The 23,985-nt window shown below is 62.9% G+C and carries 25 protein-coding genes and 1 pseudogene; 17 read left to right on the top strand and 9 right to left on the bottom strand.

Going from position 1 to position 23,985, the window contains the following annotated elements; translation table 11 throughout:
• Positions 1 to 89: 89 nt before the first annotated feature.
• Positions 90 to 443, top strand: coding sequence for a DMT family protein (locus NGR_RS19995; RefSeq protein ID WP_164924625.1), 354 nt, complete (start codon positions 90 to 92; stop codon positions 441 to 443).
• Positions 444 to 611: 168 nt separating this feature from the next.
• Here NGR_RS19995 and NGR_RS19990 read toward each other — a convergent pair whose 3' ends face one another.
• Entirely contained in the window at positions 612 to 1,202 is a 591-nt protein-coding gene (locus tag NGR_RS19990) for a hypothetical protein (RefSeq protein ID WP_164924359.1), read from the bottom strand.
• Positions 1,203 to 1,211: 9 nt separating this feature from the next.
• Entirely contained in the window at positions 1,212 to 1,598 is a 387-nt protein-coding gene (locus NGR_RS19985; protein ID WP_012708280.1) for an acyl-CoA thioesterase, read from the bottom strand.
• A gap of 192 nt (positions 1,599 to 1,790) precedes the next feature.
• Between NGR_RS19985 and NGR_RS19980 the strand changes: the two genes are divergently transcribed.
• From NGR_RS19980 to NGR_RS19945, 8 genes and pseudogenes are all read left to right on the top strand, one after another.
• Positions 1,791 to 3,599 (top strand): methyl-accepting chemotaxis protein, encoded by a 1,809-nt coding sequence (locus tag NGR_RS19980; RefSeq protein WP_012708279.1) that lies wholly within the window; start codon positions 1,791 to 1,793, stop codon positions 3,597 to 3,599.
• Between the two features lie 210 nt (positions 3,600 to 3,809).
• Positions 3,810 to 4,201 (top strand): annotated as a pseudogene (locus NGR_RS19975) (Kazal-type serine protease inhibitor family protein); the annotation flags it as partial.
• A gap of 204 nt (positions 4,202 to 4,405) precedes the next feature.
• Positions 4,406 to 5,632 (top strand): extensin-like domain-containing protein, encoded by a 1,227-nt coding sequence (locus NGR_RS19970; RefSeq protein WP_012708278.1) that lies wholly within the window; start codon positions 4,406 to 4,408, stop codon positions 5,630 to 5,632.
• A 285-nt stretch (positions 5,633 to 5,917) separates the two neighbouring features.
• The gene (locus NGR_RS19965) at positions 5,918 to 6,739 is read left to right on the top strand and encodes a sulfite exporter TauE/SafE family protein (protein ID WP_012708277.1); all 822 of its coding nucleotides are present in this window, start codon (positions 5,918 to 5,920) and stop codon (positions 6,737 to 6,739) included.
• A 190-nt stretch (positions 6,740 to 6,929) separates the two neighbouring features.
• On the top strand, positions 6,930 to 7,820 hold the full coding sequence (locus tag NGR_RS19960; RefSeq protein WP_164924358.1) for an MBL fold metallo-hydrolase: 891 nt from the start codon (positions 6,930 to 6,932) through the stop codon (positions 7,818 to 7,820).
• Positions 7,821 to 7,832: 12 nt separating this feature from the next.
• A complete protein-coding gene (gene bigR / locus NGR_RS19955) occupies positions 7,833 to 8,156 on the top strand; it encodes a sulfite-sensing transcriptional repressor BigR (protein WP_164924357.1) in 324 nt (107 codons plus the stop codon).
• Between the two features lie 179 nt (positions 8,157 to 8,335).
• Positions 8,336 to 9,262 carry an ABC transporter ATP-binding protein gene (locus NGR_RS19950; protein ID WP_012708274.1) on the top strand — a complete coding sequence of 309 codons (927 nt, stop codon included), beginning with the start codon at positions 8,336 to 8,338 and terminating at the stop codon, positions 9,260 to 9,262.
• Positions 9,259 to 10,020, top strand: a complete 762-nt coding sequence (locus tag NGR_RS19945; RefSeq protein ID WP_012708273.1) for an ABC transporter permease — start codon at positions 9,259 to 9,261, stop codon at positions 10,018 to 10,020. Before NGR_RS19950 ends, NGR_RS19945 begins: the two co-directional genes overlap by 4 nt.
• A 22-nt stretch (positions 10,021 to 10,042) precedes the next feature.
• On the opposite strand, the gene NGR_RS19940 is transcribed toward NGR_RS19945, so the two are convergent.
• Positions 10,043 to 11,044, bottom strand: coding sequence for a LacI family DNA-binding transcriptional regulator (locus NGR_RS19940; protein ID WP_240545203.1), 1,002 nt, complete (start codon positions 11,042 to 11,044; stop codon positions 10,043 to 10,045).
• A gap of 184 nt (positions 11,045 to 11,228) precedes the next feature.
• Between NGR_RS19940 and NGR_RS19935 the strand changes: the two genes are divergently transcribed.
• The 3 genes from NGR_RS19935 to NGR_RS19925 all read left to right on the top strand — a co-directional run bounded on the left by NGR_RS19935 (position 11,229) and on the right by NGR_RS19925 (position 14,798).
• Positions 11,229 to 12,161 carry a sugar ABC transporter substrate-binding protein gene (locus tag NGR_RS19935; protein WP_012708271.1) on the top strand — a complete coding sequence of 311 codons (933 nt, stop codon included), beginning with the start codon at positions 11,229 to 11,231 and terminating at the stop codon, positions 12,159 to 12,161.
• A gap of 62 nt (positions 12,162 to 12,223) precedes the next feature.
• Positions 12,224 to 13,789 carry a sugar ABC transporter ATP-binding protein gene (locus NGR_RS19930; RefSeq protein WP_012708270.1) on the top strand — a complete coding sequence of 522 codons (1,566 nt, stop codon included), beginning with the start codon at positions 12,224 to 12,226 and terminating at the stop codon, positions 13,787 to 13,789.
• Between the two features lies 1 nt (position 13,790).
• Positions 13,791 to 14,798 carry an ABC transporter permease gene (locus tag NGR_RS19925; RefSeq protein WP_012708269.1) on the top strand — a complete coding sequence of 336 codons (1,008 nt, stop codon included), beginning with the start codon at positions 13,791 to 13,793 and terminating at the stop codon, positions 14,796 to 14,798.
• A 258-nt stretch (positions 14,799 to 15,056) separates the two neighbouring features.
• Here NGR_RS19925 and NGR_RS19920 read toward each other — a convergent pair whose 3' ends face one another.
• The 3 genes from NGR_RS19920 to NGR_RS19910 all read right to left on the bottom strand — a co-directional run bounded on the left by NGR_RS19920 (position 15,057) and on the right by NGR_RS19910 (position 16,877).
• The gene (locus tag NGR_RS19920; RefSeq protein ID WP_012708268.1) at positions 15,057 to 15,758 is read right to left on the bottom strand and encodes a TIGR02281 family clan AA aspartic protease; all 702 of its coding nucleotides are present in this window, start codon (positions 15,756 to 15,758) and stop codon (positions 15,057 to 15,059) included.
• Complete coding sequence (locus NGR_RS19915) at positions 15,755 to 15,976, bottom strand: DUF1289 domain-containing protein (protein WP_164924624.1); 222 nt, start codon at positions 15,974 to 15,976, stop codon at positions 15,755 to 15,757. Before NGR_RS19915 ends, NGR_RS19920 begins: the two co-directional genes overlap by 4 nt.
• A 112-nt stretch (positions 15,977 to 16,088) precedes the next feature.
• Positions 16,089 to 16,877, bottom strand: a complete 789-nt coding sequence (locus tag NGR_RS19910; RefSeq protein ID WP_164924356.1) for an adenosylcobinamide-GDP ribazoletransferase — start codon at positions 16,875 to 16,877, stop codon at positions 16,089 to 16,091.
• A gap of 147 nt (positions 16,878 to 17,024) precedes the next feature.
• On the opposite strand from NGR_RS19910, the gene cobT reads away from it, so the two are divergent.
• A complete protein-coding gene (gene cobT / locus NGR_RS19905; RefSeq protein ID WP_012708267.1) occupies positions 17,025 to 18,041 on the top strand; it encodes a nicotinate-nucleotide--dimethylbenzimidazole phosphoribosyltransferase in 1,017 nt (338 codons plus the stop codon).
• 183 nt (positions 18,042 to 18,224) lie between these two features.
• Positions 18,225 to 18,638, top strand: a complete 414-nt coding sequence (locus tag NGR_RS19900) for a diacylglycerol kinase (RefSeq protein WP_164924355.1) — start codon at positions 18,225 to 18,227, stop codon at positions 18,636 to 18,638.
• Positions 18,639 to 18,659: 21 nt separating this feature from the next.
• On the opposite strand, the gene NGR_RS19895 is transcribed toward NGR_RS19900, so the two are convergent.
• A complete protein-coding gene (locus NGR_RS19895) occupies positions 18,660 to 20,195 on the bottom strand; it encodes a sensor histidine kinase (RefSeq protein ID WP_012708264.1) in 1,536 nt (511 codons plus the stop codon).
• A gap of 252 nt (positions 20,196 to 20,447) precedes the next feature.
• Here NGR_RS19895 and NGR_RS19890 point away from each other — a divergent pair, with 252 nt between their 5' ends.
• The 3 genes from NGR_RS19890 (at position 20,448) to NGR_RS19880 (ending at position 22,345) form a co-directional block, all read left to right on the top strand.
• Positions 20,448 to 21,164, top strand: a complete 717-nt coding sequence (locus tag NGR_RS19890; protein ID WP_012708262.1) for a thermonuclease family protein — start codon at positions 20,448 to 20,450, stop codon at positions 21,162 to 21,164.
• Positions 21,157 to 21,792 carry a uracil-DNA glycosylase family protein gene (locus NGR_RS19885; RefSeq protein ID WP_164924354.1) on the top strand — a complete coding sequence of 212 codons (636 nt, stop codon included), beginning with the start codon at positions 21,157 to 21,159 and terminating at the stop codon, positions 21,790 to 21,792. The genes NGR_RS19890 and NGR_RS19885 overlap by 8 nt, the downstream gene beginning before the upstream one ends.
• Positions 21,793 to 21,856: 64 nt before the next feature.
• Positions 21,857 to 22,345, top strand: coding sequence for an Lrp/AsnC family transcriptional regulator (locus tag NGR_RS19880; protein ID WP_012708260.1), 489 nt, complete (start codon positions 21,857 to 21,859; stop codon positions 22,343 to 22,345).
• Positions 22,346 to 22,416: 71 nt separating this feature from the next.
• Here NGR_RS19880 and NGR_RS19875 read toward each other — a convergent pair whose 3' ends face one another.
• Both NGR_RS19875 and NGR_RS19870 read right to left on the bottom strand, forming a co-directional pair.
• A complete protein-coding gene (locus NGR_RS19875) occupies positions 22,417 to 23,115 on the bottom strand; it encodes a DNA alkylation repair protein (RefSeq protein ID WP_164924353.1) in 699 nt (232 codons plus the stop codon).
• Positions 23,112 to 23,981, bottom strand: coding sequence for an NAD(P)-dependent oxidoreductase (locus NGR_RS19870; protein WP_012708258.1), 870 nt, complete (start codon positions 23,979 to 23,981; stop codon positions 23,112 to 23,114). The genes NGR_RS19875 and NGR_RS19870 overlap by 4 nt, the downstream gene beginning before the upstream one ends.
• Positions 23,982 to 23,985 lie beyond the last annotated feature (4 nt).

Here is a 23,985-nt window from a genome sequence, read left to right as displayed (position 1 = left end):
ACTGCAGGTCGCGCGGCATGGAGAGGCTTGAAACGGCGGGGGCGGCCGGATCATCCTCGAACACCGATTCGCGTCCTTCCGAGGTCTTCATGTCCCTTGCCGTCAATCCCGCCTATGTCTGGCCGGTGGTGCTGCTGCTCGCCTCCAATGTCTTCATGACCTTCGCCTGGTACGGCCACCTGAAGTTCACATCCTCGCCGCTCTATATCGTCATCGTCGCGAGTTGGGGCATCGCCTTCTTCGAATATTGGCTGGCGGTGCCGGCCAACCGCATCGGCCATTCCGTCTATTCGGCGGCGCAGTTGAAGACGATGCAGGAAGTGATCACGCTCTCAGTCTTCGTCATCTTCTCGGTCTTCTGGCTGAAGGAGCCGCTCGGCTGGCACCAACTGATCGGCTTCGCGCTGATCGCGCTCGGAGCGTCGTTCATATTCAAGGGGTGACAGTCTTCCGTGGAATTGCCCCTCATCCCGCTGCCGCGACCTTCTTGCTCCCCGCAAGCGGGGAGAAGGGGCATGCGGCGCCCTCTCAATCCCCTCTCCCCGAAAGCGGGTAGAGGGCTAGTCCTCGGGTTAAACCCGAGGAGAGGGGCATTTCGCTGCGATTTCACCTCAATCCAACAAATCGAAGGCGCGGTACATCCACGCCAGTTGGTAGAGCAGGGCGCCGACGAGGAAGGCGGCGTGGAACCGGCGGCTTGGCGTCAGCGCGGCGACGACGCAGAGCGCGATGTAGGCGGTATTGCGCAGCGGATATTCGATCCCGAAGGACTCGAAATAGGCCTTTCCCTTCACCGCCGTGTCGATGAGGTCGACCAGGAAGGCGAGGGCGAGGAAGCCGAAGAACCAGGCGCGGCGCGACATGAAATAATGCTCGTAGCCGCTGTAGTCCTCCAGTGACGTGGGGAAAAGCAGCACGCACAGGAAGAAGAAGACGCAGGCGTAGAGGATGACGAAGAGATAGACTGTGACGTCGATCACAGGAACTGCGTGCAGGTGGTACTCCCACCACCAGAAATGCACGAGGAAAACGAACAGGAACAGCACCCAGCCGAGATGGATCCAGTACACCTTGGTCTTGCCGGGATGCTGTATGAAAAGTGCCACGCCGCTCAGCAGCCGCGCCAGGCTGAGGCTGATGATCATGCCCATCACGACGCGGATGTGGGAGAAGATCGCCGGATCGGGCGCGGGCGCGTCCATGGCTTGCCGCTATTCCGCCGGCACAGGCGTCGGCTTGCCGCTGCCGTCGAGCGCCACCATCACGAAAATGGCGTCGGTGACCTTCTCCATCACATGCGAGAGATAGCGTTGCGCCCAGGCCTCGACCTTGAGCGTCATCGAGGTGCGTCCGACCGTGACGATATCCGTATAGATGCACAGCGTGTCGCCGATCTTCACCGGCAGCGCGAAAGCCATTTCCTTCACCGCGGCGGTGACGACGCGGCCCCTGGCGCGTTCGGCGGCGCGGATGCCGCAGGAAAGGTCCATCTGCGCCATCACCCATCCGCCGAAAATATCGCCGGCCGCGTTGGCATCGCCGGGCATCGCCAGCGTGCGCAAGGTTAGCTCGCCGTTCGGCCTGTTCACTGCATTCATCCGGCCTGTCTCCCGTTGTCGGCAAAAGGTTTAGCCTATGGCGGGTATCGGAAAAAGAGGGTCCGCCAAATCTCCGGCGGCTGCCATGGTTGCCGATTCATTAAGGATCGACTGTAAAATCTAGCGAAATATTTGTTAGGAGCTTCGCAAATACCTGTCCTTATCCTGCAAGCCACTGAGAGGGAGGCTGGGATGAGACGATTTCGGATTTCGGCGCGGCTATACGCGCTCGTGGCATTTGCGCTGCTGGCCATGGCGGCGGCATTGACCTTCGGCCTGGTCCAGGCGCAGGACAAGCTCGTCGCCGAACGCAAGGCAATGCTTTCGGCAATGAACGAGAACGCCGTCGCGGTGTTCGAGGCCTATCACAAGCAGGAACAGGCCGGAACGCTGTCGCGCGAGGAGGCGCAGAAGCGTGCGCTCGAAGCGATCAAGGCGATGCGCTACCAGGACAGCGGCTATTTCTGGGTCAACGACATGCAGCCAGCGATGGTGATGCATCCGATCAAGCCGGAACTGGACGGCAAGGATCTTTCCCAGAACAAGGACCCGAACGGAAAATTCCTGTTCGTCGAATTCGTCAAGACCGTGCAGGCTGAGGGCAGGGGCTTCGTCGACTATTACTGGCCGAAGCCGGGCGCCGAGGAACCGGTGTTGAAATATTCGCACGTGGCCGGCTTCAAGCCCTGGGGCTGGGTCGTCGGCACCGGCGTCTATGCCGACGACCTCGCGGCGATGTTCCGCGAGCGCGCCTGGCAGGTTGGCGGCATTCTCGCGGCGGCCGCGCTGGCGATCCTGCTGGCGGCGCTGGCGATCGTCCGCAGCGTCGTGCGGCCGGTTGAAAAGCTGAAGGTCTCGATGCAGGCGATTGCCGACGAGGACGTTTCCTCGAATATCCCGGAAACGGACCGTGCCGACGAGATCGGCCAGATGGCCAAGGTGCTGCTGGTGCTGCGCGATTCCGTGAAGGAGCGGCTGGAACTGCGCTCGCGCGAATCCGAGCAGCAGGATCGGCTGAACGCCGAGCGACGCGGCAACGAAGAACTGCAGCGCTCGACCGCCGCCTCCCAGGCCGAGGCGATGGAAGCGCTCGGCGCCGCACTGGAGCGGCTGGCAAGCGGCGATCTGACGGCCGAAGTCGGGCGGATCGCGCCGGAATACGGCAAGCTCAAGCACGACTTCAATACCGCCGTTGCCGCGCTTCGCGATGTGATCGGGGCGATCTCGCAATCGACGGAGATCGTGCACGGCAGCGCCGGCGACATTTCCGAGGCGGCGAACAACCTGGCACGGCGGACCGAACAGCAGGCCGCCGCCCTGGAAGAAACGGCTGCGGCGCTCGACGAGATCACCTCCACCGTGCGCCACGCCTCGGACCGCGCCGTCGAGGCGCGCGACATGGTCAACGAGACCAAGGCGAGTGCGGCGAAATCCGGCGGCATCGTGCGCAACGCGATCGATGCCATGGGCCGTATCGAGGACTCCTCGAGCCGCATCAGCCAGATCATCGGCGTTATCGACGAAATCGCCTTCCAGACCAACCTGCTGGCGCTGAACGCCGGCGTGGAAGCGGCGCGGGCAGGCGAGGCGGGACGCGGCTTTGCGGTCGTCGCCCAGGAAGTCCGCGAGCTTGCGCAACGGTCGGCGGGGGCTGCGAAGGAGATCAAGGGTCTGATCGGCACGTCGGTCAAGGAAGTCGGCGCTGGCGTCGAACTGGTGCGCTCGACGGGCGACGCCCTGATGGAGATCGAGGCGCTCGTCAACCAGGTGAACGAACAGGTCGCCTCTATCGCCACCGCGGCACGGGAACAGGCGACGGGCCTCCAGGAGGTCAACACGGCCGTCAACAGCATGGATCAGATGACCCAGCAGAACGCGGCGATGGTCGAGGAGACGACCGCTGCGAGCCAGGTGCTGGCGCAGGAGAGTCGCGAGTTGAAGTCGCTGCTCGAGAAGTTCCGCTTGCGCGACGGGCAGGTTGCGTATGGCCGGGCAGCCTGACGCATCAACAAGAGACAAGACCCGTTGCAGGACTGACCCGCGTTCGAAAGGGCGCGGGCTTCTTGTTTCGACCGCTTCCTATCGCCAGTTGTATGAAACTGATCCGGTTCGCGGATCTTGACCGCGCCGTCCGTTCCAGGTGAGATCGCGCCGGGAGAGGGCGGCTGTGTGCAGTTCGCCCGACGCGCAGCATGTTCGCGGAGGATTTCCATGTCGCTTCTCAGGCTATTGATCTCGCGGCCATCCGCTTCGGTCTTGATGGTGATCGGGTTTCTTTGCGCCTGCACGGTCGTCGTCGACGAACCACGTCCTGGCCCGCGCCGATCCGGCCGCCGCAAATGTGCACGATGGAATTCGCACCAGTATGCGGCGAGCGTGGCAACCGGCTCAGAACCTTCCCCAACGCCTGCAACGCGCGCGCCGACGGCTTCCGCGTCCTGCACCGCGGCGAATGCCGGCCGAATGTGCGTCCGCCGGTGGAGCAGGCCTGCACCCGCGAATATGCGCCGGTCTGCGGCGAGCGCGGCAGGTTGAGGCGGACGTTCCCGAATGCCTGCGAGGCCGGCGCGGCCGGTTTCCGGATTGTCCGCCGCGGCGAGTGCGTCTGACATAGGGCAGCCGAGCCAGAGGCTTGTGCCAGTGCGGGTCACTTTTGGCAGCGGGCAAAGCTTCATTAACCACGTTTGCCTATAGTGCGGCTTGAACCCGACTTTTTCGGCCGCTTGCCTGCTTGGCGACATAGCGGCACGTCACGTTTCGATTGTGGGCAGGCGGTGGCTTTGTCATGGACGAAGGCGGCAACTGGTATGGCGTATGTTTCTCTTCTCCATCGACCGTTGACGGCGCTGCTGCTGTCCATTCCGCTTGTCGCCTGCAGCACGGACGTACTTTCGCCACCGGCCAGGATCGATGACGCCTCCCGCGTCGGCGCCATCAGGCCGAGCCGCGTCGTTGCCAATCCGGAACGGGAGGCGGCCGCCTATCCTTCGGAAGAGCCGGTATCGACGTTCAGCGACAGGACCGCCGGCGCCGCCGAGCCGCAGGGCAGCCTGCCGATGATCGACAGCCAGCCGGAGATGGCGGAAACGCAGGTCGCAAGCGCCAGTCCGATGACGGTTCCTCCCGAAGGCGTCAATATGGATGCGATGCTCGGTGTCGAGCCGGTCGTCGGCCTGGCGCAGGAGCAGGCCGGCGACATCGCCGAAGGCAACACCGCCCAGCCGGTCGTCGGCGGCATCGGTGAGGACAATGTGCGTCAACTGGGCGTCCCGGCCGAGCCGGAGCCTGTTTCGGAAGCAAGTCCGGATTTTGATCCCGATCTGCCGCCACTGACGCCCGAGCAGATTTCCGCCGAAGAGGCGAAGAGGGCGCGACGTGTCGAGCCGCAGCGCACCATTCGGCGCACCGAGGAGCCGCAGCAGGTCGCCTTCCTGCCGCGCGCCCGCAATCCGCTGTCGACGCCTGAATATACCGGCGAAATGCCGCGCTCTGAGATCGCCTGCCGCCAGCGGCTGAGGAAGCTCGGCGTCACCTTCCGCGACGTGCCGCGCATCTATAACGGTCCGTCGTGCGGCATCGACTACCCGGTCGAGATCAGCGGCCTATCCGGCAACATTGCCGTCAAGCCCGCGGTGAAGCTCAATTGCCAGGTCACCGAAGCCTTCGCCAAATGGGTGAAATACGAGCTCGCGCCGTCCTCGCGTTACCGCTACTGGTCCGGTGTCAAGACGATCAAGCCGCTCGGCGGCTATTCCTGCCGGACGATGAACTCGCGCCGCGGCAATCCGATGTCGGAACATGCACGCGGCAATGCGATCGACGTCGGCAAATTCGTGCTGAAGAACGGCAAGGAGATCGACGTGCGCCGAAAGGGCTTCTTCGCCTTCCGGGAGCGTGGGCTGCTGAAGGCGGTGCGCGCCGACAGCTGCAAGTATTTCCACACCGTGCTCGGCCCCGGCAGCGACCCCTACCACAAGGACCATTTCCACTTCGACCTCAGGACCCGGAAGTCGGGCTATCGGCATTGCGATTAGCGCATGTCGCCCAAAAGTGTGCAGCGGGTTTGGGATAACGACATGCGCAAAACAAAGACCTAAAGCGCGTCGCATGATGCGCTTTAGCGCAGCAAAAAAAGAGGCCGGCGGGGGCCGGCCAAAAACGGCCGGAGGATAGGGGAGGCTCCGGCGTGCAAATCACGAGAGCGGGGTCGCTCTGCGCCGTCCGAAGGTGATTGAAAAGCATCACCGTTTCATGACAGTGATGGGGCTCATCCCCATCGGCAGGATCTGCTGCCGGCCTTCAGCAAGATCGGGTTCTCCATGCCGCCGCTCTCGGAATTGATGATGTTTGCCTTGGCGCTGGCCGCGGCCGGCGTCGTGTCCGGCGTACTTGCGGGTCTCTTCGGCGTCGGCGGCGGCGCCATCCTCGTGCCTGTCTTCTTTCAGGTCTTCGGGCTTCTCGGCGTCGACGACGCGGTGCGGATGCATCTGTCGGTGGGCACCTCGACGGCAATCATCGTGCCGACATCGGTGCGTTCCTTCCTGCTGCACTACCGGCGCGGCGTCGTCGATACGGCCCTGCTGCGCAATTGGATCCTCGCCATTCCGCTCGGCGCCATACTTGCCACCGTGATCGCGGCTTATGTCAGCAGCGAAACCTTGCGGCTGATCTTCGCTATGATCGCGCTCGCGGTGGCATTGCGGATGATCTTCAACCGCGCCACCTGGCGCCTCGGCAGGGACCTTCCGAAGAATCCGATCACGTGGCTCGTCGGCGTTGTGATCGGCGTTTTGTCCGGCCTGATGGGCGTTGGCGGCGGCGTGCTCAACAATACGTTCATGACGCTCTACAACCGGCCGATCCACGAGGCGATCGCGACGTCCTCCGGCGTCGGGGTACTGATCTCGATCCCCGGACTGTTCGGTTATATCTGGGCGGGCTCGGGCGAACCCGGTCTGCCGCCGCTTTCCACCGGGTTCGTCAACTGGATCGCGGTTGCCTTGATCATTCCGGTCTCGTTGCTGGTGGCGCCGCTCGGTGTCCGTCTGGCCCATGCCATGGACAGGCGGCAGCTCGAAGCGGGCTTCGGCATTTTCATGATCTTGATAGCCTTGCGCTTCCTTTACAGCCTTTACGGCTAGCCCGGAGTAAGCGCCCATGGCCATTGAATCGCCGGCGTCCCGATTTGGATGAGCCTTGTCATCGCGGCTGTGCGATAATTGGTCTCCCGGAGCATTGAACGCGCGATGCGATAGTCGTCATGTCCGGTCACTTGTCCGAGTCAACGATATATAATATATTTAAATGTATATTGATAAAGTGGAGGCGACGATGGCTGCAGCCGCGACTGCAAAACCGGACGTCCAAGGCTTTTACGAATGTCGTACCGGAAGTATCCAGTATGTCGTTTCCGATCCGCTGACCAAGCGTTGCGCGATCATCGACCCGGTGCTGGATTTCGATGAGAAATCCGGTACGACCGCGACCGAGCAGGCGGATCTGATCCTTGACTACGTGGCGCAAAACGGTCTGACGGTCGAATGGATCCTCGATACCCATCCGCATGCGGACCATTTCTCGGCTGCCGCCTATCTGAAGGAACGGACCGGGGCGCCGACAGGCATCGGATCCAAGATCGTGCGCGTCCAGAATCTCTGGAAGAGTATCTACAATTGGCCGGAGCTTGAGGCCGACGGGTCGCAATGGGACCATCTCTTCGTCGAGGGCGAACACTTCCCCCTCGGGTCGATCGAAGGACGGGTGCTCTATTCGCCGGGCCACACCCTTGCGTCCGTGACCTACGTCTTCGGCGATGCAGCCTTCGTTCACGACACGATCTTCATGCCGGATAGCGGCACTGCCCGTGCCGATTTCCCGGGCGGCGACGCGCGCCAGTTGTGGCGCTCAATCGCCGGGATCCTGGCGCTGCCGGACGAAACCCGCGTTTTCACCGGGCACGATTATCGGCCGGAAGGCCGCGAGCCGCGCTGGGAGAGTACGGTCGGCGAGGAGAAGCGCTGCAATGCGCATATTGCCGGCGTGACCGAGGATCAGTTCGTTCAATTGCGCGAGGCGCGCGATAGGTCGCTGCCGATGCCGAAACTGATCCTGCACGCCCTGCAGGTCAATATTCGCGGCGGGCGCTTGCCGGAACCGGAAGCCAATGGCGCGCGCTATCTGAAATTTCCGCTCAATGCGCTCAAGGGAGCGGCATGGGGCTGAATGGCGATGGGCATGCGAATGGTCACGAAAATCCGAAGCGTCGGCCCGGACATGGGCGAGCGGGCGGGCGAAGCGGCGGCCCTGCTCAAGACGCTCGCAAACCAGAACCGGCTGATGATCGTCTGTAGGCTCGTCGAGGGCGAGCATTCCGTCGGCCAGTTGGAAGAGACGCTTGGCATCCGCCAGCCGACCCTGTCGCAACAACTGACCGTGCTGCGCGAGGCAGGCATCGTCGCGACACGGCGCGATGCGAAGCAGATCTTCTATCGCCTCGCCGAGGAGAAGGCGGCACGGCTGATCACGGCGCTCTACGAGATATTCTGTGGCAGGGGATGAAGCAATGACCGCTTCCGGGCACCCCGCTAAGGCAGCGGGCCTCCTAGCACCCGTCTTGTGGTATCAGTTGACATAGCGTCACCTTTAAAATTGCGTGGGATGGGCTGCAAAACAACGTGAATTGGCCCATATAGGAGCGGCACCCTGCCGATATTGCCCCGCATCCGGATCCGTTTTTCATGGCTTCTATTGTTTACGTTTCGAACCTGTCGAAAACCTATGCCTCCGGTTTCGAGGCACTGAAGGGCGTCAGCCTCGAGATAGAGGAGGGGGAGATTCTCGCCTTGCTCGGACCCAACGGGGCCGGCAAGACCACCCTGATCTCGATCATCTGCGGCATCGTCAATCCGAGCGGCGGCGAAGTCACCGTCAACGGCCACGACGTCGTGCGCGACTTCCGCCAGACGCGGTCCATGATCGGGCTCGTGCCGCAGGAACTGACGACGGATGCCTTCGAGACGGTGTGGAACACGGTTTCCTTCTCGCGCGGCCTGCACGGCAAGAAACCGGACCCCGCCCATATCGAGAAGGTGCTGAAGGACCTGTCGCTCTGGAGCAAGAAGGACAACATGCTGCGCGAGCTTTCGGGCGGCATGAAGCGGCGCGTCCTGATCGCCAAGGCGCTGTCGCACGAGCCGCGCGTGCTCTTCCTCGACGAGCCGACCGCGGGAGTCGACGTCAGCCTGCGCAAGAGCATGTGGGAGGTTGTCCAGCGGCTGCGCGCCTCGGGCGTGACGATCATCCTGACGACGCATTACATCGAGGAAGCGGAAGAGATCGCCGACCGGATCGCCGTCATCAACGGTGGTGAAATCCTCCTGGTCGAGGACAAGGAGGCTCTGATGACCAAGCTCGGACGCAAGCAGTTGCGCGTCGACCTCGCCCAACCGTTGGAGCGCATCCCGGATTCTCTGTCATCCTACAATCTGACGCTCGAGGACAATGGTCAAAGCCTGATCTACGACTATGACACGAGTGCCGAACGGACCGGCATCACGGCACTGCTCGCGACGCTCGCGGAGACCGGGATCAGACTTCGGGATCTTTCGACCCAGCAAAGCTCGCTCGAAGATATTTTCGTTGAGATCGTGGAGGCGGGGCGATGAACATCGAGGCGGTCAAGTCCATCTATTTCTTCGAGATGGCGCGTACGCGACGCACCCTGCTGCAGAGCGTGGTGTCGCCGGTCATCTCGACCTCGCTCTATTTCATCGTCTTCGGCGCGGCGATCGGCGAACGCATCCAGCAGATCGACGGTGTTTCCTATGGCGCTTTCATCACACCGGGGCTGATGATGCTGACACTGCTGACGCAGTGCATCGGCAACGGCTCCTTCGGTATTTATTTCCCCAAGTTCACGGGCACGATCTACGAAGTGCTGTCATCGCCGATCTCCATGTTGGAAATCGTTCTCGGCTATGTCGGCGCGGCGGCGACCAAGGGGTTGATGATCGGTACGATCATCCTTATCACCGCGTCGCTGTTCGTCGATCTCAGTATCGCCCACCCGTTGGCGATGATTTTCTTCTTCGTCCTGACCGCGGTGACCTTCAGCCTGTTCGGCTTCATCATCGGCATCTGGGCGAAGGATTTCGAGCAGTTGAACCTGATCCCGATGCTGGTCGTCCCGCCGCTCGTCTTCCTCGGCGGCAGCTTCTACTCGGTCGATATGCTGCCGCCCTTCTGGCGGGCGGTCAGCCACTTCAATCCGGTGCTCTATCTGATCAGCGGTTTCCGCTGGAGCTTCTTCGAGATCTCCGACGTCAATCCGCTCGCCAGCGCGGTGATCATTCTCGCTTTCCTGGCGATCTGCATGTCCGTGCTGACCTGGATCTTCCGAACCGGCTACAGACTGCGCAACTGACGGTTCAGCACCAATTGTCGAGCTATCTCGCGGACCAGGCACGCGTCGAGCTTCGCTCCACCAGCACCGGCTCGAGTTTGCATTCTGTGGTCGCCGATGGGCGGTTTAGGATCGCGTCGAGCGCAATCCGCGCGATCTCGGCGAGCGGTTGGCGAATCGTCGTCAAGCGCGGCAGGACGAGGGAGGCGAGGGGGATATCGTCGAAGCCGACGATCGACAGGTCGTCCGGTATGGAGAGACCGACGTCGGCGGCCGCGCGCATCAGGCCGATCGCCTGCTGGTCGCTGGCGGTGGCGATCGCCGTCGGCGGGTGTTCCTGTCGCAACAGCCTGTTTCCAAGTTCCTCACCGGCCTTGTAGTCGAAATTGCCGTCAACAGTCTGGACGGCGAGTGACTGGCCCGGATGCCGTTGCTGAAACGCCTGAATCCGACTGAGGAAGCCTTCATACCGCTCGCGCGCGACGTCCAGCATTTGGGGCCCCCCCATGTAGCCGAGGCGGCGGTGCCCGAGTGACAACAGGTAGTCGGCGGCGAGATAGCCGCCTCTTCGGTTATCCACGCCGACCAGTGTCTGCCCTTTCAAAGGGCGGTCGACGGTGACGGTATTCCTGCCGCTGACGAGGTCTCCGATCCTGCTTTCGCTGACCGGAACCAGGATAAGCCCGCTTGGCAGGCGGCCGAGCAGCGTTTGTACCTGCTGCTGTTCGGCGGCGGGATCGTCATGGGAATTGGCAAGGAGAACCGAATAGCCTTCAGCCGACGCCAGCATCTCGACATGTTTCGCAAGCTCGGCAAAGAACGGGTTGGTGATATCAGGGATCACCAAGCCTATGAGGTCAGTCTTGTTCAGCCTCAGGTTACGTCCCAGGGAGTTTGGCGTGTAGCCGAGTTCCCGGATGACTTCTTCGACGCGGATCCGAATCTCTTCACTGACCGTCTTGTTCTTGGCAAGCACCCGGGAGACGGTGCCGACGGCGACTCCCGCGGCCTTCGCGACATCTTTGATCGTGACGGTCAAAAGCACCTCCGCGGCCAAGCCTTAGCGTGCGACTAGATATAGATGCAGTGCAAAAGATTGCAACGATGAAACGTTTCATATTGACAGGGTCGCGTTGAAACGATTTCCTGCTGCCCGAAACGATATCTGGTTTGCCGATGAAACGTTTCACCGTTGCTGGAGGGCGGCGGTTTCTCAAGGAGGATTACCGATGAAACTTTTCAAACTCGCATCCGTCGTGGCACTCGTCGCAGCAACGGCGCTGCCGACCATTGCCGCCGCCGCCGACAAGCCGGTCGTCGGCCTCGTCATGAAGTCGCTCGCCAACGACTTCTTCAAGAACATGCTGGAGGGCGCCGAGGCCCACGCCAAGAAGCGTGGCGACTATGAGCTGAAGGCCATCGGCATGCAGAACGAGACGGATTTCGAAAGCCAGTTGAACGGTGTCGAGAACTTCATCACCCAGGGCGTCGATGCGATCGTCATTGCACCAGCCGATTCGCGTGCGATGGTCGCTCCGCTGAAGAAGGCGATCGATGCAGGTATCACGGTGGTCAACTTCGACGTGTCGCTCGACGAGCAGGCCAAGAAGGATGCAGGGCTCGATCTGGCCTTCGTCGGCCCCGACAACCGCGGCGGCGCCAAGCTGGCCGGCGACGCCCTTGCCAAGGCGCTCGGCGAAGGCGGCAAGGTCGTCATCATCGAGGGCAATCCGGGTGCCGACAACGCGGCCCAGCGCAAGCTCGGCTTTGAGGATGCGGTCGCCGCCGGCAAGCTCAACCTTCTCGATTCGCGCACCGCGCATTGGGAGACGGAAGAGGCCAACTCGGTGTTCTCGACAATGCTGACGGCTCACCCGGACATCCAGGGTGTCATGGCGGCAAACGACTCGATGGCGATTGGCGTCATCAAGGCGCTCGATGCTGCCGGCCGCTCCGACATCAAGGTCGTCGGCTTCGACAACGTCTCGGCCGTCCAGCCGCTGCTGAAGGAAGGCAAGCTGCTTGCGACCGTGGACCAGTTCGGTTCGCAAATGGCATCCGATGCCATCGACAAGGCGCTGGCGGTGGTGGGCGGCGGACCGAAGCTCGAGGGCTGGGTCAAGACCGACATCAAGCTCGTTACCACGGACGACGTGAAGTAACGCGGCCTGTCGCACCGCACCGGCTTCTTGCTGGTGCGGTCTCCTCCCGCGGGGATGTTTCCATGAAAACGAACCTGGCCCACGTCGACGGGGCGACGAGCACGGCAACGCAGCCACTGCTCGAGCTTCACGACATTCGCAAACGCTTCGGCGGAACGGTCGCGCTTGCCGGCGTGACGCTCTCGGTCGCGCCCGGAGAGGTGCACGGGCTTATCGGCGAGAACGGCGCCGGAAAGTCCACCCTCATCAAGGTCCTTTGCGGCATCGTCAAGCCCGACTCCGGTGCCATCACATTGGCCGGCGACGCCTATGCGCCGCACACGCCGCGGGATGCCAAGGCGCGCGGCCTGCAGGTCGTGCACCAGGAGTTCAACCTGCTGCCCTTTCTCTCGGTCGCCGAGAACATCTTTATCGAGCACTTGCCGCGCAACGCCCTCGGCGTGGTGAAGCGCCGCGACATGCACACACGCGTCCGAGCCGCTCTCGATGCGATCGGATTGAAGGATATCGATGTCCGCTGGCCGGTGGAACGGCTCGGCATTGCCCATCGGCAGCTCGTCGAGGTCGCCCGTGCGCTGATGACAGAGAGCCGGGTGCTCATCCTGGACGAGCCAACCGCCACGCTGACGTCGCGTGAAACCGAACGACTGTTCGCGATCATCGACGACCTGCGGCGGCGTGGCGTGTCCATCATTTTCGTCTCGCACCACCTCGACGAGGTTTTCCGGCTATGCGACCGGGTTACGGTCTTGCGCAACGGCGAAACGGTCACGAGCCGCCGGATTGGCGAGACGACCCAGGACGAGCTGGTCCGGGCCATGGTCGGGCAGCAACTGCAAAAGGAGATGACGCACAGCACCGCGTCGTCGGCGCGGTCCGACACAGTGCTGTCGCTGGTCAACTTTCGCCATGCGCAATCACCCCATGTGGACGGAATCTCCTTCGATCTTCACAAGGGCGAAATTCTCGGCATCGCCGGCCTCGTAGGCTCCGGCCGCACCGAATTGCTGCGCGCCATCTTCGCCGCCGAACCGCCGCTGTCAGGCACCTTGATGCGGGACGGCAAACCGGTAGCCCTGCGTTCTCCCCGCGATGCGATCCGCGCGGGAATCGGCTTCGTCACCGAAGACCGCAAGGAAGAAGGGCTGATCCTGTCGATGCCGATCGCAGCGAACGTGACGATGGCTTCTCTGTCGGATGTGTCACGGGGTGGCCTGCTCGATCAAAGGGCCGAAAATGCCCTGACCGAAAAGCTCGGAGCCGATCTGAAGCTGAAATATGGCGGGCCCGGCAAGAACGCCGCGACACTCTCGGGCGGCAACCAGCAGAAGGTGGTTCTCGCCAAATGGCTCGCGCGCAAGCCGGAGATCCTGCTCTTGGATGAACCGACCCGCGGCGTAGATGTCGGCGCAAAGGCGGAGATCTACGCCCTGATCCGGCGACTGGCCGAACGCGGCCTTGCTCTCCTGGTGGTTTCCTCGGAACTGCCTGAACTGATGACGCTTTGCGACAGGATCATGGTGATGTCGCAGCATCGCATCGTTGGCTCGCTCCCGCGCGCCGAATTCTCCGAAGAAAAGATTCTGACCTACGCCTATCAGGGCGAAAAAAGACAGACGGGGCACTGACATGCAACTCGACGAACAAGTACCAAGCGCGCCGGTCGCAGCGGTCGCCCCGGCAGTCTCGATGAAGCTGCTGCTGCGCGACGCCGGCATCGGCATCGCCCTCCTGCTGCTCATCCTGTTTTTCGCCCTGACGACGGATCACTTCCTGTCGCCGAACAACATTTCCAACATCCTGACGCAGATCACCATCAACCTGATCCTCGCGATCGGCATGACTTTCGTCATCCTTATCGGCGGCATCGATCTCTCGGTCGGCTCCATGCTGGCGTTCTGCGCGGTGGTCGGCGGCTCGGTGCTGACCATTCCGGACCTCTCGGTCTTCCAGGCGGTGAGCCTGGCGACCGTTGCGGCGGTCGGGACCGGTGCGCTCTGCGGCTTCCTGAACGGCTGGATCAGCGCCTTCTGGGGGCTGCCGTCCTTCATCGTCACGCTCGGCATGCTTAACATCGCCCGCGGCGCCGCGCTGCAGGTGACGGATGCCCGGACCATCTATTCCTTTCCGGCGAGTTTCAACGCCTTTGGCTCGCAGATGATCTACGGCGTGCCGGTCGTCTTCCTGATCGCGCTTGCTCTTGTGGCCGTCGCCTGGTTCGTCCTTTCGAAGACGGTGTTCGGGCGGCTGCTCTACGGGATCGGCAATAACGAGGAAGCCGTTCGCCTCGCCGGCCACTCGCTGATGACCTACAAGATCGCGGCGTTCACGATCGCCGGCATCCTGGTCGGGATTGCCGCGATGGTCTACATGGCAAGGCTCAACATCGCCAGCCCGATCATCGGCATCGGCTTCGAACTCAACGCCATCGCCGCCGTCATCATCGGCGGAACGAGCCTCAGCGGCGGACGCGGCAGCGTGATCGGGACGCTGCTTGGCGCCTGCATCATCGGCGTATTGGCGAACGGCCTCATCCTCTTCGGGCTGAGCGATTTCATGCGTCAGTTGATTACCGGTGTCGTGATCATCCTGGCCGTCATCATCGACAAGTACCGCGAACGGATCACGGCCGCCTGACGGCGGCGGTCCGCCTCAAGCGCGGGGCGTTCAAACGTAGTCCACGGTACACGACAATAGCTTCGTCGGTTGCGGAACGGCAGGGCCTCTCCTCCGTCCTCATCCCTGTGAGAAGCACAGGGATGAGGACGGAAAAGCATTCGCCAAGCCAAATTACGTCATCCCAAACCGCCGCACACATTTGGGCGGCATGCATTGGCCAAAGGCCGCACCCAGACCGGAGCGCCGAGAACCGTCGCGACGGCGACAAGGATGGATCTAGTCCCGCAGCCGCAGTTCATCGGTCCGCATCTGCAGGGAATCGAGGGTCGAGAGGAAGCTCATGCCGAGCAGACTGCGGTCGAGCTTGCCTTCCGCCGCGACGGTTGCCCGGATATTGCGGCGCTCGATCGAGCCGATCGCAATTTGCTCCAGCGTCACCGGCGCGGCAAGCGCCGGCCCGTTTGCCGTCATCACGGTCAGCGTATAGCCAAGGTTCGACGGATCGAGGCCGATCCGTTCGGCGTCGTCGTAGGTGAGGGCGATGCTGCTGGCGCCGGTATCGACGAGCATGCTGACCGCCCGGCCATTGATCGTTGCGTCGGCCTGGAAATGGCCGTCGAGGCGCTTGCGCAGCACGACTTCCTGCTGCCCCCCGCTGTCGGTGACGACCATCGTTCGGCCGGGCATCAGTTCGGAAAGGACCCGATCGCCGAAGGCCTGAAGCTCGACGCGATAGGCATAGCCGGAAACGAGGCCAACGGCGATCAGCAGCCATATGGCAATCTGGCGCACACTCTCCCCGAAATGGCGTCGGCTGCGGAGTATCCCGGCGGCCAGCAGCGTCGCAATGGCACCGAGCGAGACGAGTTGCCCGAAGTCGTCATTGTTCATGCCGAGGGTCTGGCCGCTGTCGTGATTGATGAGGAGGAGTGCGAGGCCGATGCCCAGGATTGCCAGCAGAAGGATCAGACGGTTCATATGCCGCTTCGTTCCCGCGCCAGCCGCGTCCGGCGTGTTTCGCGTCGCGGCTTTCGCTCGACCGTTTCCAGGCGCGCCGGCAGCGCCAGCATGATGTTGTGCCGCTCCGCTTCGGTGTAGAGCGTCCAGGAGCCGATTTCATCGCGCGTGCGGCCGCAGCCGAAACAGTAGCCCGTCCGGTCGTCGATTGCGCAAACGAGAATGCAGGGAGATTCCATCGGCCTGGCGCGCTCTGCTACTGAAAACATGCAGCAATTCAAAGGGCTACAGCCTTTCGCGTGTCTGATAGGACGCGCGGCGCCGTAGGGTTCGTCAAACTATATCGGCCTTTCAGACCGCCAGCGCAAGGGCGCCCAGCACCGCGATTTCCGTCAGCTGCTGCGTGGCGCCGATCGTGTCGCCGGTGTGGCCACCGAGCTTGCGGGAGACGATCCTGCCGAAGCCCAACACTGTGACGGCGAAAGCGGCAAAAGCGAGCGGCGCTGCAATCGGCGGAATCCCGGCTGCATAGAACAGCAGAAGCGCGAGGATTGCTCCGGAGCCCAGCGCCTGTGATGTCGCGCGCGGTTCCGGAATGCCTGCTGCCGCGGCAACGCCGTCGCGGCGCGCCGGGAGCAGGCGCGACCAGTGCCAGACCATGGCCATGCGGCTGAGGGCGGCAGTCCCGAGAAGCGCCGATGCGCCACCAAGGGGAGAGAGGAGCGGCAGGAAGGCGGCGAGCGCCGAGACGCGAAGGCCGAAGGAAAGGATGAGCGCGACCGCGGCATAGGTGCCGATGCGGCTGTCCTTCATGATTGTCAGTGCCGCCTCGCGATCGCGGCCGCCGCCCAGGCCGTCGGCCGTATCGCCGAGGCCGTCCTCGTGCAGCGCGCCGGTGACCAACGCCTGCATGGCGACGATCAGGAAAGCGGTGAACAGCGAGCTCGCCTGAAGCACGTCCAGGAGCGCCGCCAGCAAAGCGGCGGGCAGGGCGATCACAATCCCGGCAAGCGGAAAGGCGCGCACGGCGCGGCTCAGCCGACCGTCATAATCGACGAAATGCCGCCGAGGCATGGGAATGCGGCTCAGGAACGCCACCGATCGCGCCAGATCATCACAAAGGTTGCCGATAAAGCGCATTGTCGCTCCCAGGTCGGAGCCGCCCGAATCGCCGGCCCTTTGCCGGATCATGCTCCGGCGACAGCATTTGGCGCAAATGCCGTTGCCGGAAACGCTGGCAGCCTCTATGACGGGCGCCGACCACCTTCGGACATGCAAGGATTCCCCATGAGTGCCAGCGGCCTGCCGTTTGATGATTTCCGCGAGTTGTTGCGAAACCTGCCGGGACCGGATGCGGCGGCACTTGTTGCGGCGCGTGAACGGGACGCGCAGTTGACGAAGCCGCCGGGTGCGCTCGGCCGTCTTGAGGAAATCGCTTTCTGGCTCGCCGCCTGGACGGGCCGTCCGCCTGCGGTCAACCGGCCGCTCGTGGCGATCTTCGCCGGCAATCACGGTGTGACCAGGCAGGGCGTCACGCCTTTTCCCTCGTCGGTTACGGCCCAGATGGTGGAGAATTTCGCCGCCGGGGGCGCGGCCATCAATCAGATCTGCGTGACGCATGACCTCGGGCTCAAGGTCTTCGATCTGGCGCTCGATTATCCGACCGGCGATATCACCGAGGAAGCGGCGCTGTCCGAACGCGACTGCGCCGCGACGATGGCCTTCGGCATGGAGGCGATCGCCGGCGGCACCGACCTGCTCTGCATCGGCGAAATGGGCATCGGCAACACGACGATCGCCGCCGCCATCAATCTCGGCCTCTATGGCGGGACGGCGGAGGAATGGGTCGGTCCGGGCACCGGCTCCGAAGGCGAAGTGTTGAAGCGCAAGATCGCCGCGGTCGAGAGGGCTGTGGCGCTGCATCGCGATCACCTGTCCGATCCGCTCGAACTGATGCGCCGGCTCGGCGGGCGCGAGATCGCCGCCATGGCGGGCGCCATCCTCGCGGCGCGCATGCAGAAGGTGCCTGTGATCATCGACGGCTACGTGGCGACGGCCGCTGCAGCGATCCTCAAGGCTGCCAATCCGGCGGCACTCGACCATTGCCTGATCGGCCATGTCTCGGGAGAACCGGGGCACATCCGCGCCATCGAAAAGCTCGGCAAGACACCACTCTTGGCGCTCGGCATGCGGCTCGGCGAGGGCACGGGCGCCGCACTTGCCGCAGGCATCGTCAAGGCGGCTGCCGCTTGCCATGGCGGAATGGCGACCTTCGCCCAGGCCGGCGTCAGCAACAAGGACTGAAGCCCAAGCTTGGTCCATTCCTGTCGGTCGACTGTCAGCCATGGTATGCTTGGCGACTGCGGTCTTGATGCGGCGCGCCTTCTCGCTTATCGGGAGACATGGGGGCGTTCTTCAATTGAAGCCGGCCTCGCATTCGCCGCAATCGCAATGTCGAAGCTGCACAGTCAAGCTCGTCGAGATGAAATGGACGCCAAGAACACCACCTCCCGTCACGGTCAAGCGGCCCCTGTCACAAAGCATACCGGCATCCGGCATCTCTTTGCGGCCGCGAGCTATTCGCTGGGCGGTGCGAAGCGGCTGATCGGCGAGGCGGCTTTTCGCCACGAGCTGATTGCCTTCGCCGTTGCAATGGCCGCCTTCGTCATCGCCGGCGCCAGCCTCTTCCAATATGTGGCGATGGCCATCCTGTTCCTGCTGATGATGGCTTTCGAAGCGATCAATACGGCGATCGAAGAGATCGTCGACCGCGTCTCGCCGGAAATCTCGGACATGGGCAAGCACGCCAAGGATCTCGGATCCTTCGCCTGCCTCTGCCTTATCCTGGCGAATGCCACCTACGCTTTGTACGTGGTGTTTCTGGCGCGCTATCTAGGCTGACGACCGACGATAATTACTCGATCACGCGAAGCTCTTGCGGCGGCGGGCCGGCGAGGGGGCGTCCTCGACCGGCGGCAGGCTCTGCAACACGCGGCGCGGCGGCAGGATGGCGATTGCCTCGGTGCCTTCGCGAAGCTTCGAGCGCAGGATGAATTGACCGTTGTGCTTGGCGAGGATCGCCTGGACGATCGGCAGGCCAAGTCCGGTGCCCTGCTCGGCGCTCTTGATCGCGATCGAGCCCTGTCCGAAGGCGGAGAGCACGATCGGAATCTCTTCCTCGGGAATGCCCGGGCCATTGTCCTTGATGGAGATGTATTGTCCGCCGCCGGCGGTCCAGCCGACCTTGACGGTGATTTCCCCGCCGGCGGGCGTGAACTTGACGGCGTTCGACAACAGATTGAGCGCGACCTGGCGCATCGCCTTCTCGTCGATCCAGACGGAGGGCATGGCCTGCTCGAACTGCGGCTCGATCGTGATGTTCTTGCCGCGGGCGCGGAGCTGCACCATGCCGATGCAATCCTCGGCGATCTCGACGAGATTGACCGCCTCTTCGTTGAGTTCGTACCGACCGGCCTCGATGCGGGAAAGATCGAGGATTTCGTTGATGAGGTTCAGCAGATGCTCGCCGGAGCGGTGAATGTCGACCGTATATTCCTTGTAGGTCGGATTGTTGAGCGGACCCAGCACCTCCGTCGACATCACTTCCGAGAAGCCGAGAATCGCGTTGAGCGGCGTACGCAACTCGTGCGACATCGATGCAAGGAAGCGCGACTTGGCGAGGTTCGCCTCTTCGGCACGCCGGCGCGCCTCGTCCGACATGGACTTCGCCACTTCGAGTTCAGCGATCAGGTCGTCCTTTTCCGATTGCATGGAGAGGATATGCACATTCGCCTTGTTCATGCGCTCCGTCATGAAGGCCAGGAAAACGAGCGACAGCGACAGAATGCCGGTCAGTCCGACATGTATGGGATCGCCCGTCGTCAGCGACGAGAAACCGAGTGCGCCGACGACCGGAAGGAAGGTATAGACCAAGGCGTTGCGCAGCAGGAACGTTCCCATAGCGGTGGCTGCAAGCGCGATGAAAAGCCCGGTGCCTTCGAAGAGAGCGAACTGGATCTCGCCGCAGGCGCCGCAGTCCTGGAGGGCAAAGATCGCCCAGCATAGCCCCATGAGCAACTGGCTGGCGAGAAAACGGCGGCGCCAGATGGCGACTTTCTCCGCGCCGATGTTCTGCTGCTTTGCCTTGCGCGCCAGGTAAACCGTGACTGCGTGGGCAGAAAGCGCCATCAGGCCCCAAAGGAGGATGCCCGGCTCTTCGGAAAGATAAACACCGATCGCCGAAATCAAGCCGACGAGCAGCGGGAGGGCGATGGCACCGTGCAAGACGGCATCGATGTGCAGAAGGAGCATTTCGCGGTCGAAGCCGGCGGGCGCGGACGAACCGGTCTGCAGCCGCTGACGAGTCGCGCGCACCGCCTTCGAAACAGCCTTGTTCCGATGGTTTCGCGACTTGTCGACGATGATCTTATCAGTCGATGTGCTGACAGCGATGCTCATGCTCGTGGATCGGGATTGCGTTTGGCTTGCAGTCTAGAATGTAATCCTTAAGAAGTTGCTGCGCCGTGCGTCTTTTCAGACGCGCCAAGGTCGCCGTAGCGCTTTGAATTTCTGCATGTTTTATCCTTGATCGCATGATCCAAGGAAACATGCGGAATAGGGACTCGACAACCATTGTGGCGCGATTGCGTCTTTTTGCCTTGCGCGACAATGGATGGAGCTGATGTTGATGCCGAACAGAGAGGCCGCCGCTTGAAGCCAGAGCACCGCAGGTTCCGTATTGTCGGTGGTGGAAAGCCGACGCCGTCCAGCCGGCGCTTCGCTTTTGGGCGGCCGGGAAACACTCCGCCGCGAAAAGACCGCCGGCAAGGGCGCGGCAGCCTGATCGGCGGCTGGGTGTTCCTGCTGCTGCTGAGCCTTGGCGCCTATGTCGCTTCCAGGCTGCCGCCGCCGGAAGCGGCCGTAACTGGGGAGTTGCGCGGCGCCGCCGTGGCGAGCGACGGAGACAGTCTGCGGCTTAGCGGGCGCCGCGTGAGGGTCGAGGGTATCGACGCCCCGGAAATCGGTCAGACCTGCCGGCGTGATGGGGCGAGATGGAACTGCGGCGCGGAGGCGCAGCAGCGTCTAGAGGATCTCGTTGGCGGAACGACGACGCGTTGCCGCCTTCATGGCCACGACCGCTACGGGCGTGAGCTCGGCCTGTGCGAGGCCGGTGGGCGCGACATCGGCCGCGAGATGGTTCTCTCCGGCCATGCCGTCAGCTACGGGCTCTACCGTGAGGAAGAGGCTTTGGCGCGCGACAGCCGAGCCGGGCTGTGGGCCGGGGATTTCGTCCGCCCGCAGGAGTGGCGCCGTTCCCAGGGCAAAGCCGAGGAGGCGCCGCACCGGGCCGGCGATTGGCTTGAACTTATCGTGCAGTGGCTCGAAGACGAGGCTTGGCGGATCGCGAAGGAGGTCCTCGGTGCCTAGCGCCGACGAGCGGTTGTGGGAGTTGCGGGCCGCAATCGCCGCCTGCCGCCTCTGTCGCGACGATCCGGCGCGCGGCGAAACCCATCGGCTGCCGCATGAGCCGCGGCCCGTGGCAGTCCTTTCCGCCACCGCCCGCATCCTCATTGCCGGCCAGGCGCCGGGCTTGCGGGTGCATGAAAGCGGGCTTCCCTTCAACGATGCTTCCGGTGACCGGCTGCGGCAATGGCTGGCGGTCGATCGCGACACTTTTTACGATCCGCGCAACTTCGCCATCGTTCCGATGGGCTTCTGCTTTCCCGGCTACGACAGGCACGGCAGCGACCTGCCGCCGCGCGCCGAATGCGCGCCGCTGTGGCGGCGGCGGGTGATCGACGTCATGCCGCAGATCGAGCTCACACTGGCGGTCGGCCACTATGCGCAGCGCTGGCATATCGGAGCCGACTGTCCGAAATCGATGACCGATACCGTCCGTAACTGGGAGCGGTATGTGAAGCGCAACACAGGCCCCGCTGTACTGCCGATGCCTCACCCGAGCTGGCGCAATACCGGCTGGCTGCGGAAGAATCCGTGGTTCGAGTCAGAACTCCTTCCCTATCTGCGCGAACGGGTCGAGGTGCTGATCCGGTGAAACAATTTTCTTTCTTTTCATGAATTCCGCGCTATAGAGGGAAAAATATTCGAGAGGATTTTCCATGGATCGTCTGGACCGCAAGATCCTGCGTCTTCTGCAGGAGGACTCGACTTTGGCCGTTGCCGACCTCGCCAAGAAGGTCGGGCTTTCGACGACGCCATGCTGGCGGCGCATCCAGAAGATGGAAGAGGATGGCGTCATTCGCCGCCGCGTCGCGCTGCTCGATCCGGTCAAGGTCAACACCAAGGTGACGGTGTTCGTCTCGGTTCGAACGAGTGCCCACTCGATGGAATGGTTGCGTCGCTTTTCCGAAGTCGTTGCCGATTTTCCGGAAGTGGTGGAATTCTACCGCATGAGCGGCGACGTCGACTATCTGCTGCGCGTCGTGGTGCCGGATATTGCCGCCTATGACGCCTTCTACAAACGGCTGATCGCCAAAATCGAGATCCGCGACGTCTCGTCGGCCTTTGCCATGGAGCAGATCAAGTACACGACGCAATTGCCGCTCGACTACATGGTCATCGATCAGGCGAAGTCGAGCGACGACTAGGCGCGTCGCAGTTGAGGCGGAAGTGGTGCTTTCGCTTCTATCTTCGTGAATTCACTGGCGATATTTGTTTCTCAGCCGGCAAGCCCCAGCTTGACGCGCACCTTTGGGCTGTCCAGTTCGCGACGCGCGTCCTTGCCTGTCCAGCGCGCCGCGCGGTTGCCGCTCGCGGCGAGCTTTTCCGCGAGGGTCAGAGCCGGCCCGTGACAGGCGGCGCTGCGCTTGCCGATCTGCCGTAGCGCCCAGTTGACTGCCTTCTTCACGAAATTGCGTTCGTCGCCGGCATGGGCCTCGATCAAGGGCAGCCAGGCGAGCAATGCCGAGTCCGGCTCCTGCTTGAGGTGCACCGCGCAGGTGGCGATCATCGCAAAGGCGAGGCGGCGGACGAATTCCCGGTTATCATTGGCGAATTCCGGGATCAGCACTTGTTCGAACCGCGCCGCGACGAACAGGTCGGCCACGGTATCGACGACCTCCCACGAGTTGCAGTCGGCGGCCCAAAGACGGGCCTCGTCGAGCGTCAATGCCTTCGGATCGGCGGTGTAGGCCGCCAGAATGCGGGCCTCGCGGATGCCCGACTGCCAGAGTTCCAGTGCTCGAGCATGATCGGTTTTCGTCGACCGGGCGATGCGACGGAGCTCGACATTGGAAATGCCGAGCGCAGTTTCGGTTGCGATGCCGAAGCGTGCCATGCCGGCGCGGTTTTCCGCGGAGGCAAGGCCACGCATATGTTCAATGATCTCTTCCGCCGAGGACGCCGGCGAGAGCGTCATTTTTCGAGCCGGGCGAGCAGGGAGGACGTATCCCAGCGGCTGCCGCCAAGAGCCTGGACCTCGGCATAGAACTGGTCGACCAGGGCGGTGACGGGGAGCTTGGCGCCGTTGCGCCGGGCTTCCGCGAGCACGATATCTAGGTCCTTGCGCATCCAGTCGACGGCAAAGCCGAAGTCGTATTTTCCGGCATTCATCGTCTTGTGACGGTTTTCCATCTGCCAGGAACCGGCCGCGCCCTTGGAAATGACGTCGATCACGTTTTTAATGTCGAGCCCTGCCTTCTTGCCGAAGTGGATGCCCTCGGCGAGACCCTGGACGAGACCGGCGATGCAGATCTGGTTGATCATCTTGGTAAGCTGGCCGGCACCGGCCGGTCCCATCAGGCCGACCATACGGGCATAGGCTTCGATCACCGGCTTGGCCTTGTCGAAGGCCTCGGCATCGCCGCCGCACATGACCGTCAGCACGCCGTTTTCGGCGCCCGCCTGGCCGCCGGAAACCGGCGCGTCGATGAAATGCGCACCCTTGGCGCCGGCGGCGGCATAGAGTTCGCGGGCAACTTCGGCGGAAGCCGTCGTATTGTCGATGAAGATTGTGCCGGGCGCGATCGTCTCGAAGGCACCGTCCTTGCCGGTGGTGACGGAACGAAGATCGTCATCATTGCCGACGCAGGCGAAAACGAAATCCTGGTCCTTTGCCGCTTCCGCCGGCGTCGCCGCGGCGCGCCCGCCGAACTCGGCCGCCCAACGCTCGGCCTTCGCGAAAGTCCGGTTGTAGACGGTCACCTCATGTCCGCCGCGGCTCTTGAGGTGGCCGGCCATCGGATAACCCATGACGCCGAGACCGATGAATGCGACTTTGGCCATTGCG

Source organism: Sinorhizobium fredii NGR234 (assembly GCF_000018545.1).
GTDB lineage: Bacteria > Pseudomonadota > Alphaproteobacteria > Rhizobiales > Rhizobiaceae > Sinorhizobium > Sinorhizobium fredii_A.
Note: the sequence above shows the minus strand (reverse complement) of the source record. Positions and strands in the feature narration are given on the sequence as shown.